The sequence below is a fragment of the Streptomyces sp. NPDC058664 genome, assembly GCF_042716635.1.
Classification (GTDB): domain Bacteria; phylum Actinomycetota; class Actinomycetes; order Streptomycetales; family Streptomycetaceae; genus Streptomyces.
Window position 1 is genome coordinate 1 of record NZ_JBHXRW010000078.1, and the last position, 14,355, is coordinate 14,355.

The following is a 14,355-nucleotide window of genomic DNA, read 5'->3' on the forward strand; positions in this document are numbered from 1 at the left end:
CACCGGCCCGCGGATCATCACCGACGCCACCAAGGCCGAGATGAAGAAGGTCCTCGCGGAGATCCAGGACGGCACCTTCGCCAAGGAGTGGATGGCCGAGTACCACGGCGGTCTGAAGAAGTACCACGAGTACAAGACCCAGGACGAGAACCACCTCCTGGAGACCACCGGCAAGGAGCTGCGCAAGCTCATGAGCTGGGTGAACGACGAGGAGGCGTAAGCCTCTGGGGCGGGGGCCGGACACTGTGTCCGGCCCCTTCCCGCATCGTTGGACACCCCGTCCAACCACGGACGGGTGATCCTTCCACCGAGGCGCATGAACCGCGCCCGAGCACCACTACACTTTCAACAACATTCGCGTTCAGGCCCACAGCGTCGTGCGCTTTCACGCGGCAAGCCCCCTCCACCGCCTGCGGCCGTCGGGACGGCCGTCCGCACTGGATCTGTGAGGACTCACGTGAGCTCGAAACCTGTCGTACTCATCGCTGAAGAGCTGTCGCCCGCCACCGTCGACGCGCTGGGCCCGGACTTCGAGATCCGGCACTGCAACGGCGCGGACCGCGCCGAGCTGATCCCCGCCATCGCCGACGTGGACGCGATCCTGGTCCGTTCCGCGACCAAGGTCGATGCCGAGGCCCTCGCCGCCGCGAACAAGCTGCGGGTCGTCGCCCGTGCCGGTGTCGGTCTGGACAACGTCGACGTCTCCGCCGCCACCAAGGCCGGCGTGATGGTCGTCAACGCGCCGACCTCGAACATCGTCACCGCCGCCGAACTCGCGTGCGGTCTGCTCGTCGCCACCGCGCGCAACATCCCGCAGGCCAACACCGCGCTGAAGAACGGCGAGTGGAAGCGCAACAAGTACACGGGCGTCGAGCTGAGCGAGAAGACCCTCGGCGTCGTCGGTCTCGGCCGCATCGGCGTCCTGGTCGCCCAGCGGATGTCGGCCTTCGGCATGAAGATCGTCGCGTACGACCCCTACGTGCAGCCCGCCCGCGCCGCCCAGATGGGGGTGAAGCTGCTTGCCCTGGACGAGCTGCTCGAAGTCGCCGACTTCATCACCGTCCACCTGCCGAAGACCCCGGAGACCCTCGGTCTCATCGGTGACGAGGCGCTGCACAAGGTCAAGCCCTCCGTCCGCATCGTGAACGCCGCGCGTGGCGGGATCGTCGACGAGGCGGCGCTGTACACCGCCCTCAAGGAGGGCCGGGTCGCCGGTGCGGGTCTCGACGTGTACGCGAAGGAGCCCTGCACGGACTCCCCGCTCTTCGAGCTCGACCAGGTCGTCTGCACCCCGCACCTCGGCGCGTCCACGGACGAGGCCCAGGAGAAGGCCGGCATCGCCGTCGCCCGCTCGGTGCGCCTCGCGCTCGCCGGTGAGCTCGTCCCGGACGCGGTCAACGTCCAGGGCGGTGTCATCGCGGAGGACGTGAAGCCGGGTCTGCCGCTCGCCGAGAAGCTCGGCCGGATCTTCACCGCGCTCGCGGGCGAGGTCGCGGCCCGTCTCGACGTCGAGGTGTACGGCGAGATCACCCAGCACGACGTGAAGGTGCTCGAACTCTCGGCGCTCAAGGGTGTGTTCGAGGACGTGGTCGACGAGACCGTGTCGTACGTCAACGCCCCGCTGTTCGCGCAGGAGCGCGGCGTCGAGGTCCGGCTGACGACGAGCTCCGAGTCGCCCGACCACCGCAACGTCGTCACCGTGCGCGGCACGCTGGCGAGCGGCGAGGAGGTCGCGGTCTCCGGCACGCTGGCCGGCCCGAAGCACCTCCAGAAGATCGTCGCGGTCGGTGACTACGACGTGGACCTGGCGCTCGCCGACCACATGGTCGTGCTGCGCTACGAGGACCGCCCGGGTGTCGTCGGCACCGTCGGCCGGATCCTCGGCGAGGCCGGTCTGAACATCGCCGGCATGCAGGTCTCCCGCGCGGAGGAGGGCGGCGAGGCGCTCGTCGTGCTCACCGTGGACGACACGCTCCCGGCGCCGGTGCTCGCGGAGATCGCGGCGGAGATCGGCGCCACCTCGGCCCGTTCCGTCAACCTGGTCTGACGTAAGGCTCCACAGCCTCGTACCCGGCCGCTAGACACTTGTCTTACACAGGTGTCTAGCGGCCGGGTACAGTGCTGTCATGGGACACAAGGAAGACCTCCTCGAAGGCGCCAAGCGCTGCCTCCTGGAGAAGGGGTACGGGCGCACCACGGCCCGCGACATCGTCGCCGCCTCGGGCACCAACCTCGCCTCCATCGGCTACCACTACGGCTCCAAGGACGCCCTGCTCCAGCAGGCGTTCCTGGCCCTCACGGAGGAGTGGGGCGAGCGGGTCACCGTCCCGGGCGGGAGCGAGGACGCTGTACGCCTCCAGTCCGATCCGTACGAGCGCTTCCGCGCGATGTGGGCGCAGCTCATCGGCGCCGCAGAGGCCAGCCGCCCGGTCTGGAAGCTCCAGACCGAGGTCGTCACCCGGCTCGACGACGACGAGAAGCTGCGCGAGGCCATCAAGGAACCGCAGCGGGAGGGCCGGCTCGGCATCGCCGAGGGCATGCTCGGCATCGACCCGGAGGCGGACCCCGAGAAGGCCCGGGTGGCCGGACTGCTCTGCCAGGCCCTGGCGACCGGGGTGATGATCCAGTGGATGGTCGACCCGGACACGGCACCGAGCGCCGACGACCTCACGGAAGGGCTCAAGGTCCTGATGGGGGAGGGCGGCTGACGGTCCGCCGGCCGGCGGACCCCGGCGCGGTCCCTCGCGGAACCGTCCCGCCCCCACTCCTGTCCCCGATCCCCGGGTCCCGTCCCGCCCGGAGCACCAGACTCCCGCCGTGACCGAGACGCGGGTGGGGGAGTGGCTGGTCGACGAGGCCGCTCCGTCGGGGAGCGGGCAGTTCGCGCGGGTGCTGCCCGCCCGGCGGGTGCGACCGGACATGGACGGGCACGTCGAGCACCGGGCGGTGAAGATCTACTACGTGCGCGGGGACGCGGAGCAGCGCCGGCGCGCGCTGGACGAGATCCGCGTCCAGGAGCGGCTGATGGGCCGCCCGCACGCGGTCGCGCACGTCGACGCGTTCCTCGCCGGTGAGGGGCCGTACGCCGGCTGCCTGGTGCAGGTGATGGAGCTGGGCGACCGTTCGCTCGGCGACCACCTGGACGCCGCGGGCCCGCTGCCGTCCCACGAGGCGGTCGCGGCGCTGGCGGGCGTGGCCGAGGCGCTGGAGCACGTCCACGCCCGCGGCCTCGCGCACGCGGACCTGAAGCCGGGCGACATCGTGCGCTGCCGCGGTCTGTGGAAGATCGCCGACTTCGACGTGGCCACGGCCCTGAGGGAGACCGCCGCCCAGGATCTGGGCGGCACGCCCTCCTCCATGTCGCCGCAGAGGCTGGCGCCGCCCGGCGCGGGACGCCGTGAGGTGCGGCCCGCCGACGACCTGTGGGCGCTGGGCATGGTCCTCGGGCAGTGCCTGCTCGGCGGACTGCCCTCGCGCGTCACCGAGCCGCGGGCGGAGGAGGCCCTGCGGCTGGCCCGGGAGGTCGTCGACGCGCTCACGGCCTCCGGCGCGGAGCCGCGGGCGACGGCCCTGGCCGGGGAGCTGCTGTCCACCGATCCGGCGCGCCGGCCGACCGCGCGGGAGGCCGCGCGCCGGCTGCGCGGCCTGGCGACGACGGAGCCGCTCGCCTCCACCCTGCTCATTCCGTACGCGGCGCTCGCGGCGGCCTCGTACGGTGACCCGCATCTGGAGGTGTTCGCCGCCGACTCCCGCGGGCTGTGTCGCGGCTGGAACGCGGGCCCCGGCTGGAGCGGCTGGCACGGCATGGACGGACCGGCGCCCGCGCGTGCCCTGGCCGCCGGGTCCCCCGAGACGTACCGGCAGCACCTGTGGCTCCTGGACCGCGACGGGCGGCTGTGGCAGCGGTCGCCGGCCGTGGACCCGAAGACCTGTGAACCGGCGGAGGACTGGTCGGCGTGGGAGTCCGTCCCGACGCCCGGCACGGCCCCGGCGACCGACATCGCCGCCGCCGGGGCCCCGTGGACCGCGCACCGGCTGTACGCCGTCGACCGGGACGGCACCGGCTGGCACCGTGACGACCTGGGCGGCGGGGAGTGGGCGACCTGGGCGCCGCTCCCCGGCGCTCCCGCGGACCTGGTGTCCGTGCGGGCCGCCGTGGCCTGCGGCGGTCTCGCCGCCGTCGACGGGACGGGCGCCGTCTGGCGCAGCCCGGGCTCGGCCGCCGGCCGCCGGCGGCGCGTGCCGGACGGGGGCCACGGCCCGGTGCTCGGCGTGGTGCCGCTGCCCGACGGGGCCCTGGTCGTCCTCACCGGCGACCGGTGCGTCCTCCATCCCGGCGGACTGTCCTCCGGGCCCTTTCCCGAACCGCCGCCCGGCCGGTACACCCGGCTCGGCTGCACTCGCGCTGGAACGGACACGTCGAACTCGTCCTCGGTGACGACCAGGGGCGCCTCGTGCACACCTGGGCCACGCGTGACTCCGCGGGGCGCTGACAGTGGGATCCCCGGTGGTGGGACCTGCGGGACGCCGCGCCGTCCGCCGTCCGGTGACCCCGGGCGCGCGGGCCTTCCGCGGCAGGGCCGTCCGATGAGCCCCGGGGCTACAGCCGGGCGGACTTCAGGGACATGTGGAGCAGGAGGCGGTCCTCGCCGTCGTCCAGGTCCAGGCCCGTGAGCTGTTCGACCCGGGACAGCCGGTAGTAGAGGGTCTGGCGGTGGATGCCGAGGGCCGCCGCCGTGCGGCCGGCCTGGCCCGCGTTGTCGAGGAACGCCTCTGCGGTGCGGGCCAGTTCCGCGTGCGCGGGGGCGAGCAGCGGTGCGACGACGGGGTCGATCTCGGGGTGGTACAGCGCCGCCAGGAGGCGGTACGGGCCGATCCCGGCCCACTCCGCGACCGGACCGAGCTTCGGCTGGGCCATGGCCGCACGGGCCGCCGTGTTGGCTTCGCGCCAGGCCGCCGGGAGTTCCGCGAGGCCCCGGCGGGGGGTCGCGATGCCGGCCGGGGCGGTGGCGCGCAGCCGGTCGGCGGCCGTGTGGGCGGGGGAGAGGTCCTCGGCCGTCCGCAGCCGTACGAGGACGGCGAGGGACGCGCCCTCCGGGAGCGTGGCGACCGCCGCCACGCCGGGGACCGCCCGGATCGAGGGGGGCTCGCCCTGCCAGGGGGTCACGCAGACGACGGTGTGCAGACCGTCCGCGCCGGGGCCGAGGGCCGCCCGGAGGGCCGCGACGGCCATGTCGCTCTGCCAGCCGCGCCCGGCGGTCAGGACCGCGGCGAACTCGCGCGAGAGGTCGGCGTCCGCGCGCTCCTCACCGGCGAGGAGGTCGCCGATCCGGGTGGCGACCTCCATCGCGGCCGTGAGCTGGGCGGGCGTGGGGCCGGGCTCGGCGTCGAGCAGCCAGACGTACCCGAGGACGACGCCCCGGTGCCGTACGGGAAGGCAGAGGCGGTCCCGGAACACCCCGGCGTCCGGGGCGGCCGGGATGCGGACCGGGCCCGTCGCCCGGGTGATGCCGAAGCCCTCGAACCAGGCGCGGACCGCGGGGGTGGACTTGCGGGTCAGGATCGAGCGGGTCCTGACCGGGTCCATGGCGCTGTCGTCCTCGCTGTCGTGGGCGCCGAAGGCGATCAGGCCGAAGTCGCGGTTCTCCAGCGTCGCCGGGGCGCCGAGCAGCGCCGAGATCTCGTCCACCAGTTCTTGGTAATCGCCCTTCACGCCGCCATTCTCGCACCCTTTCAGACATATGTATGAGACGCCGCGCACGGATGCGTGACAGCTGTAGATGGCGGACGATCGGAGCGATCCATAGGTTTCACGGTGGTTCTTCGTGCTGTTCCCGGTTTCTTGCGAAACATCGGGTACGGCACCCTTCGTCATCCCTGTCCTTCTGGAGGTCCCCGTGCTGGGTCCCGTGATCCTCGCCGCGTCGCGCAGCGACAAGATGCGCCGTTTCGTGTCGGCCGCCCCCGGGACCAAGCAGGTCGTCGCCCGCTTCATCGCCGGTGAGACGGTCGGCGACGTCGTCCCGATCGTCCAGGAGCTGGCGGATCGCGGCCTGGAGGTCACCCTCGACGTCGTCGGTGAGGACATCACAACCGTCGAGCAGTCGTACGCCGCCCGGGACGCCTACCTGGAGCTCGTCGGCCGCCTCAAGGAGCTGGGCCTCGGCGAGCGCGCCGAGATGTCCGTCAAGCTGTCGATGTTCGGACAGTCGCTCGAGGGAGGCCACGAGCTGGCCCTCGCGAACGTCCGGCCGGTCGTCGCGGCCGCCGCCGAGATCGGCACCACCGTCACCCTGGACGCCGAGGACCACACCACCCTCGACTCGATGTTCGCCATCCACGAGGAGCTCCGGAAGGACTTCCCGCAGACCGGCTGCGTCATCCAGGCGTACCTCTTCCGCACCGAGGACGACGCCCGCCGCCTCGCCGCGAACGGCTCCCGCGTCCGGATCGTGAAGGGCGCCTACAAGGAGCCGGCCTCCGTCGCCATCCAGGACAAGCCCGAGATCGACAAGGCGTACGTCCGGATCATGAAGATCCTGATGGACGGCGAGGGCTACCCGATGATCGGGTCCCACGACCCGCGACTGATCGCCGTCGGCCAGGAGCTCGCCCGCCGCGCCGGGCGCAAACTGGACGAGTACGAGTTCCAGATGCTGTACGGCATCCGCACCGAGGAGCAGCACCGCCTCGCCGCCGAAGGCCACCGCATGCGCGTCTACACCGCCTACGGCACCGACTGGTACGGCTACTTCATGCGCCGTCTCGCGGAGAAGCCGGCCAACCTGCTCTTCTTCGTCCGCTCCATCCTCACCAAGGGCTGAGCCCCACCTCTCACAAGGAGTACTGCGAACCATGGACGCTGTCACCCAGGTCCCCGCTCCGGTCAACGAGCCGGTGCACAGCTACGCCCCCGGTTCCCCGGAGCGTGCCCGCCTCGAGGTCAAGCTCAAGGAGCTGGCCGAGAACCCGCGCGAGCTGCCGATGACCATCGGCGGCGTGAAGCGCCTCGGCGGCGGCGAGGAGTTCAAGGTCGTCCAGCCGCACAACCACAAGGCCGTCATCGGTACCTTCCGCGGCGCCACGGAGCAGGACGCCCAGGACGCGATCGACGCGGCCCTGGCCGCCGCCCCGGCCTGGCGCGCCATGTCCTTCGACGACCGTGCCGCGATCATCCTGCGCGCCGCCGAGCTGCTCGCCGGCCCGTGGCGCGAGACGCTGGCCGCCTCCACCATGCTCGGCCAGTCGAAGACCGTCCAGCAGGCCGAGATCGACACCCCGTGCGAGCTCGTCGACTTCTGGCGCTTCAACGTGGCGTACGCCCGCCAGATCCTGGCCGAGCAGCCCCCGGCCAACTCCCCGGGCGTGTGGAACCGTCTCGACCACCGCCCGCTCGAGGGCTTCGTCTACGCGATCACGCCGTTCAACTTCACGGCCATCGCGGGCAACCTGCCCACCGCCCCCGCCCTCATGGGCAACGTGGTGGTCTGGAAGCCGTCCCCGACGCAGACCCACTCCGCCGTGCTCCTCATGGAGCTCCTGGAGGAGGCCGGCCTGCCGAAGGGCGTCATCAACCTGGTGACCGGCGACGGCATCGCCGTCTCCGAGGTGGCCCTGAACCACCGCGACCTGGCCGGCATCCACTTCACCGGTTCCACCAAGACCTTCCAGCACCTGTGGAAGACGGTCGGCAACAACATCGAGAAGTACCGCGCGTACCCGCGGATCGTCGGCGAGACCGGCGGCAAGGACTTCGTCGTCGCCCACCCGAGCGCCGACCGCGCGATCCTGAAGACCGCGCTGACCCGCGGCTCCTTCGAGTTCCAGGGCCAGAAGTGCTCGGCGTCCTCGCGCGCCTACGTCCCGGCGTCCATCTGGAACGACGGCTTCAAGGAGGAGTTCGCGGCCGAGGTCGACGGCATCACCATGGGTGACGTCACCGACCTGTCGAACTTCATCGGCGCCGTCATCGACGAGCGCTCGTTCGCCAAGAACAAGGCGGCGATCGACCGCGCCGCGGCCGACCCGAGCTGCACGATCATCGCCGGCGGCACGTACGACGACTCGGTGGGCTACTTCGTCCGCCCGACCGTCATCGCGTGCACCGACCCGGAGAACGAGGTCTTCAAGGCGGAGTACTTCGGCCCGATCCTGGCGATCCACGTCTACGAGGACGAGAAGTACGACGAGATGCTGACCCAGATGGAGTCGGTCTCGGACTACGCCCTCACCGGCTCGGTCATCTCCGGTGACCGCGCCGCCGCCGCGTACACGATGGAGAAGCTCCGCTTCGCCGCGGGCAACTTCTACATCAACGACAAGTCGACCGGCGCCGTCGTCGGCCAGCAGCCCTTCGGCGGCGGCCGCGCCTCGGGTACGAACGACAAGGCCGGCGCCCCGCAGAACCTGATGCGCTGGACGCTGACCCGCGCCATCAAGGAGACGCTGGTCCCGCCGACCGAGTACGGCTACCCGCACATGGGCTGACGCCCCCGCCGCGTGAGCGGCCCCTGATCACCGCCCCCCTCCTCGGTCCCCCAACCGAGGACGGGGGCGGTTCTCATGCGAGGGGCTTAGGCTGCTGGGAGGGGGCTCGGTGAGGAGGTACGTCATGCCTGGTTCGACGACGATCGGCCCCGGGCACGGGGTCGACGCGATCGAGCACCACGACGCGCTGCGGTTGGTGTCCCTGATGAAGGAGCTGCACCGGCTGCTGACCGTGCCGGGACCCGACCGGATCACGGAGGAGCAGATCGCCGCCCTGCGCGGGGGAGAGGGCCACCATCGAGAGCCCTTCACCGACTGGGTGGAGCGCATGGCCCGCGACCTGGAGAAGGCTACGGCCTGAGGGGGACGCGCCGCGCGAGGAAGTCACCGATCAGCTCGGCGATCCGGGGCGCGTGGGTCTCCAGGGCGAAGTGGCCCGTCGGCAGGAGGTGGATCTCGGCGTCCGGGAGGTCGCGGCGGAAGGCCTCGGCACCCGCCGGGACGAAGACCTGGTCACCCTCGCCCCAGACGGCGAGGAGGGGGACCCGGCTCGTGCGGAAGTACTCCTGGAAGGCGGGGTAGAGGGCGAAGTTGGAGCCGTAGTCGGCGATCAGGCCGAGCTGGATCGAGTCCTGGCCCTCGCGGGCCATCAGGGCGGCGTCGTGGTGCCAGGCGTCGGGGCTGAGGAGTTCGCGGTACTCGGCGGGGACGCCCGTCTCGTACTGCCACCGGATGCCGTCGAGGGAGCGGATGGCGCGGACCGGCTCCTCGGTCTCGGGGGTGCGGTTCTCGATCAGGGCGAGGACCGGGACCCAGGCCTCGGTGCCGAGGCCCTCCTCGTACGCGTTGCCGTTCTGGGTGACGATCGCGGTGATCCGCTCGGGGTGGGCGAGGGCGAGGCGCAGGCCGATCGGGGCGCCGTAGTCCTGGACGTAGAGGGCGAACCGGTCCAGCCCCAGGGCCTCGGTGAACTCGGCGGTGAGCGCGGCCAGCTCGGCGAAGGTGTAGTCGAAGTCGGCGGCGGAGGGGGCGGCGCTGCGGCCGAAGCCCAGGTGGTCGGGGGCGATCAGCCGGTGGTCGTCGGCGAGCAGTGGGATCAGGTCGCGGAACATGTGCGAGCTGGTGGGGAAGCCGTGCAGCAGGAGGAGTGCCGGGGCGTCGGCGGGACCCGCCTCGCGGTAGGCGATCTCGTGTCCGCGGACGGTGACGGTGCGGTGACGGGTCGGCAGCACGGACATCGTTCTAACCCCTTAAGTCCGGGACAGTGGTCATGAGTCGACTCAAGCAGGCTGCCCTTAACCTGTCAATGGCTGGTGAAGGGTTAGGTGGCGTGGAAGGTGGAAGGTGGAAGGCTGGGGGCATGACCGTGAGGATCGCGCCCACCCATGACGTCGGGGCCGCCAGGCTCCACTCCGTACGCGAGATGCTGGAGACCGCCTTCGACGGCCACTTCGGCGACGAGGACTGGGACCACACCCTCGGCGGCGTCCACGCCTGGATCGAGGACGGGCGGGGCGTCGCCGCGCACGGCGCCGTCATCATACGGCGCGCGCTGCACCGGGGCCGCTCGTACCGCGTCGGTTACGTGGAGGGGGTCGCCGTCCGGGCCGACCTCAGGAGGCGGGGGCTCGGCGGTCTGGTCATGGCCGAGCTGGAGCGCGTGATCGACGGCGCGTACGCCTTCGGGGCGCTCAGCGCCTCGGACGACGGGGACGCGCTCTACCGGGCGCGCGGCTGGCGGCTCTGGAGCGGGCGGATCGAGGCCCTCGGGCCCGAGGGGATCGTCCGGCTCCCGGAGGAGGAGGGTTCCGTCTTCGTGCGCTCCGCGGCCGGCCGGTCCCTGCCCGGCCCCGCCGCCCCGCTGGTCTTCGACTGGCGGGACGGTGACGTGATGTGAGGAACCGTCAGGAGGCGGGCGGGTCCTGTGCCGCGCGCCCCTTGGCCGTCTCCAGGTGGGAGGTCCAGAGGGCGGAGAACATGGAGGCGAGGGCGATGGAGATCGCGAGACCGCCCGTGCCGAGCGTCCCCATGAAACACGCCGTCATCGCACCGCCGACCAGGACGAGCCACACCGCCAGCGCCGCCTTCCCGCGGCGGCTCAGGAACAGCCACCGGTGCGGGGCCGCCGGCGGAGCCTCCAGTGCGCCCGCGGGGCCCGTCGTCGCCGCGCGCGGCCGCTTGAAGTAGCCGTACACCAGCCACTCGCCGCACAGCTCCCAGCCCTCGGGCTCGAGCTCGGCCAGGACCTTCGCGCGGCGTCGGGCGCCGATGACCTCGCGGCGGTACTCCCACCGCAGCGTCGCCGTCGCGGAGCGGCGGCAGACGAACCGGCCGAGCGCGTCGAGCGACTCCACCTCCCAGCCCTGGTCGCCGTGGACGGCGAGCATCCGGCGGTCGTTGAAGAGGTCGGCGGTCCAGGTCCAGGACTCCGCCCGCTCGTCCGGTTCGCCGGGTGCCGGGGCGAGTCCGCCGAGCCGCGCGGCGAACCCGTCGGCCGGCCCGAACTCCTCCTCCGGGTCGGTCGCGGTCTCGGCGAGGTGCGCGCGCAGGTCCTCGATCGTGGCGGCGATCTGCGGGTCCGGTACGCCGGCGGCCCGCAGCGCGTCGGAGAGCCGGGTGAAGTAGGCGTCGGTGGTCATGGTGTCGTCGTCCCCCCTGGGTCGAGCATGGTCCGTACGGTGTGGTGGAAGTCCAGCCAGGCGCCGGTCTCGGCGGCGAGCAGTGCGCGGCCGTGCGCGGTGAGCCGGTAGTAGCGGCGTCCCGGGCCGCGCTCGGCGGCGCGGAACTCGGCCTCCACCAGGCCGCCTTCCTCCAGGCGGTTCAGTACGGGGTAGAGCGTCCCGCCCTTGATCTCGCCCAGGCCCGCGTCGGCGAGCGCCTTGGCGATCTCGTACCCGTAGCTCTCTCCGTCGGTCAGGCGGGAGAGGACGAGCAGGTCGAGGACTCCCTTGAGCCAGCTGGATCTGCGGTCTGCGGCCATGGGTGCATTGGATCACCAGCTAGGTAGGAATGCAAACTAGATAGTCATGCCATGACAGTCTGCCGTCTCAGATAGTAGGAAGTCCGAGTAATTGTGGAGACAGACGCGGTCTCCTGCCCTAGCTTTGTAGGAGCCGAACGTCTCGCTTCATCAGCGAATGGCGGTCGAGAGCGCGACGCCCCTTGTGCAGGCAACCCCTGCGGCGGCGCTCCCCGCCCCTGCCGGCACCTTCGATCACCACTGATCTCCGCACTTTCGGATCATCACTGATCTCAAGGAGTCGATCCCTCATGGCCACTCAGACCGCCCGCCGCGTCCGCCACTCCGTCAACCGTCCCAGTGACGAGGCCCGCCAGAACGCCGCCGCCGCCCTCCAGCGCGCCCTCGACCGCCGTGACAACGGCGGCTCCACCGGCCACTGACCGCCCCCCGTCCGGCATGGCGATTCGTCCACATGGTGGACGTAACGTGTCAGACGATGGGACGAAGAGTAGGGTGCCGACATGTCTCACAGCATCAATCTCGCAGTCATTCCCGGCGACGGCATCGGCCAGGAGGTCGTGGCCCAGGGCCTCAAGATCCTCTCGGCCGTCCTTCCCCAGGACGTGAAGCTGGAGACCGAGGAGTACGACTTCGGCGCCAAGCGCTACCACGCCACCGGTGAGACCCTCACCGACGCCGATCTCGACTCCCTCAAGAAGCACGACGCCATCCTGCTCGGCGCCATCGGCGACCCGTCGGTGCCCTCCGGCGTCCTGGAGCGCGGCTTCCTGCTGAAGCTCCGCTTCGCCTTCGACCACCACGTGAACCTGCGCCCCTCGAAGCTGCTCCCCGGCGTCGCCACCCCGCTCGCCGGACAGCCCGAGATCGACTTCGTCGTGGTCCGCGAGGGCACCGAGGGCCCGTACACCGGCAACGGCGGCACCATCCGCAAGGGCACCCCGCACGAGGTCGCCACCGAGGTCTCGGTCAACACCGCCTTCGGTGTCGAGCGCGTGGTCCGGGACGCCTTCGCCCGTGCCCAGGCCCGCCCGCGCAAGAAGCTGACGCTGGTCCACAAGAACAACGTGCTGACCTTCGCCGGCCACCTCTGGACGAACACCTTCGAGAAGGTCGCCCAGGAGTTCCCCGAGGTCACCACCGACTACCTGCACGTCGACGCCGCGACGATCTTCCTCGTCACCGACCCGGCCCGCTTCGACGTGATCGTCACCGACAACCTCTTCGGCGACATCATCACCGACCTCGCCGCGGCCGTCTCCGGCGGCATCGGTGTCGCCGCCTCGGGCAACATCAACCCGAGCGGCGAGTTCCCGTCCATGTTCGAGCCGGTCCACGGCTCCGCGCCGGACATCGCGGGCCAGGGCAAGGCCGACCCCACGGCCACCGTCCTCTCCGTCGCCCTCCTGCTGCGCCACCTCGGATACGAGACCGAGGCCGCCCGGGTCGAGGCGGCCGTCGCGGCCGACCTCACCGAGCGGGGCGCCACCGTCCGTACGACGGACGAGATCGGCGACGCGCTCGCCGCGCGAGTAGCGAGCTGACCCGCGCCTACTGACACCAGACAGCAGCCGCCGGGTCGTACACGCACCCGGCGGCTGTTCCTGTGCGGTCGCGGGGTGTCACCATCGAACCCTGGACCGCGTTCACCCGTTTCGTGCACCGGTTCCCACGCGCGATAATCGAACGTGGGCCGCGGCACGCGGGCATGCTCGGACGTCCACGCAGTTGTCGACCTCGGTCGACGACTGAGGCGTGAGCGCGGTCCTCCCCACACAACCGGTGAAGGACACGCACTCATGACGACGCCCACGATCGAGCTCAAGCCCTCCTCCAGCCCGCTGTCCGAAGCGGAGCGCGAGGCGATCCTGGCCAACCCGGGATTCGGCCGCCACTTCACCGACCACATGGTCACCATCCGGTGGACCGAGGGCCGCGGCTGGCACGACGGCGCGCTCGTGCCGTACGGCCCGCTGCACCTGGATCCGGCGACGAACGTCCTGCACTACGCCCAGGAGATCTTCGAGGGGCTCAAGGCCTACCGCCGCCCCGACGGCTCCGTCGCCAGCTTCCGCCCCGACGCCAACGCCCGGCGCTTCCAGTCCTCCGCCCGCCGCCTGGCCATGCCGGAACTGCCCGTCGAGACCTTCATCGAGGCCTGTGACCTGCTCGTCCAGCAGGACAAGGCGTGGGTTCCGGCGCACGGCGGCGAAGCCTCGCTCTACCTGCGTCCGTTCATGATCGCGACCGAGGTCGGCCTGGGCGTCCGCCCGGCCAACGAGTACCTCTTCGTGGTCATCGCCTCCCCGGCCGGCCCGTACTTCCCCGGTGGCGTGAAGCCCGTCTCCATCTGGCTCTCGGAGAACCGCGTCCGCGCCGTTCCCGGCGGCGTGGGCGACGCCAAGACCGGCGGCAACTACGCGGCCTCCCTGCTCGCGCAGGCCGAGGCGGCGGCGCAGGGCTGCGACCAGGTCGCCTACCTCGACGCCGTGGAGCACAAGTGGGTCGAGGAACTCGGCGGCATGAACCTGTACTTCGTGTACGGGAACAAGCTGATCACCCCCACCCTCACCGGTTCGCTGCTCGCCGGCATCACCCGTGACTCGCTGCTCAAGCTGGCGGCGGACCTCGGTCTGGAGCCCGAGGAGGGCCGCGTCTCCATCGACCAGTGGCAGGCCGACTCCGCGAACGGCACCCTGACCGAGGTCTTCGCCTGCGGCACCGCCGCCGTGATCACCCCGGTCGGCACGGTCAAGTCCGAGCGGGGCGAGTGGCGGCAGTCGGGCGGCGAGCCCGGCGAGGTCACGATGAAGCTGCGCGACGCGCTGCTCGCCATCCAGACCGGCAAGGCCGAGGACGTCCACGGCTGGATGCACGAGCTCGGCTAG

General features: G+C 71.5%; 14 protein-coding genes and 1 pseudogene. 11 read left to right on the plus strand and 4 right to left on the minus strand.

Annotated features, from left to right (window positions below; translation table 11 throughout):
* The 4 genes and pseudogenes from ACFWUY_RS36705 to ACFWUY_RS36720 all read left to right on the plus strand — a co-directional run.
* Positions 1 to 220 (plus strand): annotated as a pseudogene (locus tag ACFWUY_RS36705) (ketol-acid reductoisomerase); the annotation flags it as partial.
* Positions 221 to 457: 237 nt separating this feature from the next.
* Positions 458 to 2,047, plus strand: a complete 1,590-nt coding sequence (gene serA / locus ACFWUY_RS36710; protein WP_384120346.1) for a phosphoglycerate dehydrogenase — start codon at positions 458 to 460, stop codon at positions 2,045 to 2,047.
* Positions 2,048 to 2,126: 79 nt separating this feature from the next.
* A complete protein-coding gene (locus tag ACFWUY_RS36715; protein WP_384120349.1) occupies positions 2,127 to 2,708 on the plus strand; it encodes a TetR/AcrR family transcriptional regulator in 582 nt (193 codons plus the stop codon).
* 109 nt (positions 2,709 to 2,817) lie between these two features.
* Complete coding sequence (locus ACFWUY_RS36720; RefSeq protein WP_384120352.1) at positions 2,818 to 4,674, plus strand: protein kinase; 1,857 nt, start codon at positions 2,818 to 2,820, stop codon at positions 4,672 to 4,674.
* Here ACFWUY_RS36720 and ACFWUY_RS36725 read toward each other — a convergent pair.
* On the minus strand, positions 4,601 to 5,713 hold the full coding sequence (locus tag ACFWUY_RS36725; protein ID WP_384120354.1) for a PucR family transcriptional regulator: 1,113 nt from the start codon (positions 5,711 to 5,713) through the stop codon (positions 4,601 to 4,603). The two genes, ACFWUY_RS36720 and ACFWUY_RS36725, sit on opposite strands and share 74 nt — an antisense overlap.
* 184 nt (positions 5,714 to 5,897) lie before the next feature.
* Here ACFWUY_RS36725 and ACFWUY_RS36730 point away from each other — a divergent pair, with 184 nt between their 5' ends.
* The 3 genes from ACFWUY_RS36730 (at position 5,898) to ACFWUY_RS36740 (ending at position 8,848) form a co-directional block, all read left to right on the plus strand.
* On the plus strand, positions 5,898 to 6,824 hold the full coding sequence (locus ACFWUY_RS36730; RefSeq protein ID WP_384120356.1) for a proline dehydrogenase family protein: 927 nt from the start codon (positions 5,898 to 5,900) through the stop codon (positions 6,822 to 6,824).
* A gap of 31 nt (positions 6,825 to 6,855) precedes the next feature.
* Positions 6,856 to 8,487, plus strand: coding sequence for an L-glutamate gamma-semialdehyde dehydrogenase (gene pruA, locus ACFWUY_RS36735; protein WP_384120358.1), 1,632 nt, complete (start codon positions 6,856 to 6,858; stop codon positions 8,485 to 8,487).
* A 124-nt stretch (positions 8,488 to 8,611) separates the two neighbouring features.
* Positions 8,612 to 8,848, plus strand: coding sequence for a hypothetical protein (locus ACFWUY_RS36740; protein ID WP_384120360.1), 237 nt, complete (start codon positions 8,612 to 8,614; stop codon positions 8,846 to 8,848).
* Here the strand turns inward: ACFWUY_RS36740 and ACFWUY_RS36745 are convergent.
* Positions 8,838 to 9,725, minus strand: coding sequence for an alpha/beta fold hydrolase (locus ACFWUY_RS36745; RefSeq protein ID WP_384120362.1), 888 nt, complete (start codon positions 9,723 to 9,725; stop codon positions 8,838 to 8,840). The two genes, ACFWUY_RS36740 and ACFWUY_RS36745, sit on opposite strands and share 11 nt — an antisense overlap.
* Positions 9,726 to 9,847: 122 nt before the next feature.
* On the opposite strand from ACFWUY_RS36745, the gene ACFWUY_RS36750 reads away from it, so the two are divergent.
* Positions 9,848 to 10,384: a GNAT family N-acetyltransferase gene (locus tag ACFWUY_RS36750; protein WP_384120364.1), complete on the plus strand. Its 537-nt coding sequence runs from the start codon at positions 9,848 to 9,850 to the stop codon at positions 10,382 to 10,384.
* Positions 10,385 to 10,391: 7 nt separating this feature from the next.
* Here ACFWUY_RS36750 and ACFWUY_RS36755 read toward each other — a convergent pair whose 3' ends face one another.
* The gene (locus ACFWUY_RS36755) at positions 10,392 to 11,126 is read right to left on the minus strand and encodes a hypothetical protein (protein ID WP_384120366.1); all 735 of its coding nucleotides are present in this window, start codon (positions 11,124 to 11,126) and stop codon (positions 10,392 to 10,394) included.
* A complete protein-coding gene (locus tag ACFWUY_RS36760) occupies positions 11,123 to 11,467 on the minus strand; it encodes a PadR family transcriptional regulator (RefSeq protein WP_384120368.1) in 345 nt (114 codons plus the stop codon). The genes ACFWUY_RS36755 and ACFWUY_RS36760 overlap by 4 nt, the downstream gene beginning before the upstream one ends.
* Positions 11,468 to 11,757: 290 nt before the next feature.
* On the opposite strand from ACFWUY_RS36760, the gene ACFWUY_RS36765 reads away from it, so the two are divergent.
* From ACFWUY_RS36765 to ACFWUY_RS36775, 3 genes are all read left to right on the plus strand, one after another.
* The gene (locus ACFWUY_RS36765) at positions 11,758 to 11,889 is read left to right on the plus strand and encodes a hypothetical protein (RefSeq protein WP_384120369.1); all 132 of its coding nucleotides are present in this window, start codon (positions 11,758 to 11,760) and stop codon (positions 11,887 to 11,889) included.
* A gap of 81 nt (positions 11,890 to 11,970) precedes the next feature.
* Positions 11,971 to 13,011 (plus strand): 3-isopropylmalate dehydrogenase, encoded by a 1,041-nt coding sequence (locus ACFWUY_RS36770; protein ID WP_384120371.1) that lies wholly within the window; start codon positions 11,971 to 11,973, stop codon positions 13,009 to 13,011.
* Positions 13,012 to 13,266: 255 nt separating this feature from the next.
* The gene (locus ACFWUY_RS36775; RefSeq protein ID WP_384120373.1) at positions 13,267 to 14,355 is read left to right on the plus strand and encodes a branched-chain amino acid aminotransferase; all 1,089 of its coding nucleotides are present in this window, start codon (positions 13,267 to 13,269) and stop codon (positions 14,353 to 14,355) included.